We start from the raw sequence: 2,951 nt of genomic DNA, 5'->3' as shown, positions 1-2,951 counted from the left end.
CCCTTCAGGGAGAGGGTTAGGGAGAGGGCAAAACCCTCCCCCGAACACCCAACCCAACAGAAGAAAACCAAGAAAGCCCCCCGCAAAGGACCGCCCCCATGCGCGCACTGCTCACCCGGATCTGGAACCTCCTCGGCAAATGGGTGGCGCTGCCCATCCTCTGCCTGGCCCTGCTCGGCCTGGTCGGCCTGGGCATCGGCTGGGTGTACTACAGCATCAAGTTCAGCGGCCCGGTCTCGACCCAGGAACAGGTCCCCGCGAACGAGGCCCAGCAGACCCAGGCCATCATCGAAGACGCCATCCGCATCGTCGAACAGCACCGCGACAACACCCGCGTGCTGCGCGACGCCCACGCCAAGGCCCACGGCTGCGTGAAGGCCGAAGTCACCGTCAACCCCAACCTGCCCGCCGACCTGCGCCAGGGCGTGTTCGCCCAGCCAGGCAAGGTGTGGAACGCCTGGGTGCGCTTCTCCAACGGCAACGCCTACCCGCAGCAGGACAGCGCCAACGACGCCCGCGGCATGGCCATCAAGCTGCTCGACGTGCCCGGCGCCAAGCTGATGCCCGGCAAGGGCCACGACGGCGAGCAGGACTTCGTCATGTTCAACCACCCGGTATTCTTCGTCCGCGACGTGGCCGAATACCGGCAGAACTTCAACGCCCAGGCCAACGGCCAGAAGGTCCTGGCCTTCTTCCCCAGCTGGAAGCCCAGCACCTGGGAAATCCGCCACCTGCTGATCGCCCTGCAAACCCTAGCCCCCGCCCCGGCCAGCCCGTTGCAGGCCAACTACTTCGGCATAGCCCCGTACAAGCTCGGCGAGCAGAACAACATCAAGTTCCGCACCGTCCCCGCCCCGGGCGCCTGCCCCAACTACCAGTTGCCGAAACTCAACGAAAAACTGCCGAACTTCCTGCGCACCGCGCTCTACCAGCAGCTCTCGATAGACCGCGTCCCCGCCTGCTTCGCCCTGCAGGTGCAAAAGCAGGACGCCAGCAAATACATGCCCATCGAAGACACCAGCGTGGAATGGAAGGAAAAGGACTCCCCCTTCCAGACCGTCGCCCTGGTCAGCATCCCCCCGCAGGACTTCGACAGCCGCGACCAGAACCTGATGTGCGACAACCTCTCCTTCAACCCCTGGCACGCCCTGCCGGAGCACCGGCCGATCGGGGGGATCAACCGGTTGCGGAAAGCGGTTTATGAAGCGGTGAGTGTTTATCGGCATGAGAGGAATGGGGTGGGTGGGGAGTGATCCGCGTGGCTTCAAACTAAAGATGGTCTTTAAGCTAAAAACCAAACTAGCTTTCTCTTTCTCTGACCATCGACGGCTGCTTCAACAGAGCGGCAAAAACTTAATTTAGCCAAGCCCCTAGATAGCATCTGAAAAAATTTATTTCATCTGGAAATTCAAATGAGCGATCTATTAGAGAGTTTATCAAAAAACATAGAGAACTCTATAAATAATAACAAACCACCATTTACAACATACATAATAGGGAACAATGGAACAGGCAAAAGCAGGCTATTAGCAAAAGTTTGCGAACATTACAATTCACCCGAACAGACCGAAGTAAAAAGCATACTTTGCATAAGCAATTCCATTACAGACAAGTTTGACTTTCTAGCTGGAGGAAAAAGTAAGTACTTGGGAGCCAGATCGGTAAATAACGCTATATTTTGGAGCTCGCTAGATAGAGAGATCGCAAAGCAAGCGAGCAGCGGAATAAAACCGGGCAAGAGGAAGTATTTCGAGCGCCTTGAAAAGGCCCTTGGCATCGAGTTCATCATAAAATTTCCAGATGCAGAAAAGAGAAAAAACATAACAAGGGACAACTTAGGCAGCTTGGTTGATGGAAGAAAACTGAAAGGCTCTAAAATCACAGATAAGATTTCTCTTGCGGGACGAAAATGGCTAACAAACGTATTACCTACTGGAATAGAAATAAATAAAGTTACAATTGATCGAGGCAAGGATCTTTTGGCTTTCCTTTCTCTCAACCCCGAAGTCAGAGCGATGGTCAAAAAGAATGGAATTTGTATTCGTTTTCAAGACCTAAGCTCTGGCGAACAAAACAGAATTTCGACAGCGCTAAAAATTCTGGCCAATGCCGAAGAAAAACTTCTAATCCTTATTGACGAGCCTGAAATCAGTCTTCATGTGCAATGGCAGGCTGAGTTCCACAAATTTCTAGAAGAAATAACTGAGAACCTTAAAAACTACCACATACTAATTGCAACACACTCTCCGATAATAGTTTCCGAAGCAACAAAAGGCAAAAAATCAGATGCAATTGTCATTCTAGACCCTATTGGCGAGAGTGGACGTGTATCTGACGAGGAAATCAGCAAATTAAAATACGAAGCCACAAGTGCAAACAAAATCCAGAGCTTTGAAGATTCAATATTGAGCATCTTCAGAACAGCAACATATAACACCACATCCATTGATATAAAAATCGCAAAAATCATGCTTGAGGCATCTGATCAAACAGAATTAATCGATAATAAAATAGAAGAGTTAAAGATGCTTAAAAATGTAAAAAACATACCATCAGCCAAAGAGAAGACTATCGATGAAGCCATTCACCTAATAGAGAAACATCTCTCTCAACTAGAAAGCAAGCCACAATGAAACGCCTTACTGATCAAAACACTTCATCAATACTAGAAAGTCTAGTATCGCTCATCACCAGTGAGATAATTACCGCCACAGAGGCTTGGTCATTCATAACAAAACCAGCCCTAAGGAAGGAAACCAAAAAATTCTCCTTCATTCTAACAGAGCTTGAGGTATCAAGAATAAATCAGCTAAACAAAGACCTTAAAGAATTACTCAAGAGAAAATCCGGCCGCCGATGCTCCTATTGCAAACGACCGATGGGATCACATTACATATCCTGGCATATCGAACACATCTACCCAAAGACTAAGTTCCCTTCAAAAATCTTCT

3 protein-coding genes are annotated in these 2,951 nt (G+C 49.7%); all 3 read left to right on the top strand.

All coding sequences use genetic code 11. The features are described 5' to 3' along the window. Positions 1–98: 98 nt before the first annotated feature. On the top strand, positions 99–1,253 hold the full coding sequence (locus tag DK254_RS09585; protein ID WP_109933590.1) for a catalase family protein: 1,155 nt from the start codon (positions 99–101) through the stop codon (positions 1,251–1,253). Between the two features lie 159 nt (positions 1,254–1,412). Beyond that, entirely contained in the window at positions 1,413–2,633 is a 1,221-nt protein-coding gene (locus DK254_RS09580; RefSeq protein ID WP_109933589.1) for an AAA family ATPase, read from the top strand. After that, a partial coding sequence (locus tag DK254_RS34510) for a hypothetical protein (RefSeq protein WP_218281413.1) occupies positions 2,630–2,951 on the top strand: 322 nt, incomplete at its 3' end. The genes DK254_RS09580 and DK254_RS34510, both read left to right, overlap by 4 nt.

Source organism: Pseudomonas sp. RW407 (assembly GCF_003176655.1).
Taxonomy (GTDB): Bacteria; Pseudomonadota; Gammaproteobacteria; order Pseudomonadales; family Pseudomonadaceae; genus Pseudomonas; species Pseudomonas delhiensis.
This window is presented reverse-complemented; position numbering and strand designations above follow the sequence as displayed.

What these genes read in the sequence shown, in the direction of transcription:
- DK254_RS09585 (WP_109933590.1), top strand. Translation starts at nt 99, where the DNA reads ATGCGCGCACTGCTCACCCGGATCTGGAACCTCCTCGGCAAATGGGTG.
- DK254_RS09580 (WP_109933589.1), top strand. Translation starts at nt 1,413, where the DNA reads ATGAGCGATCTATTAGAGAGTTTATCAAAAAACATAGAGAACTCTATA.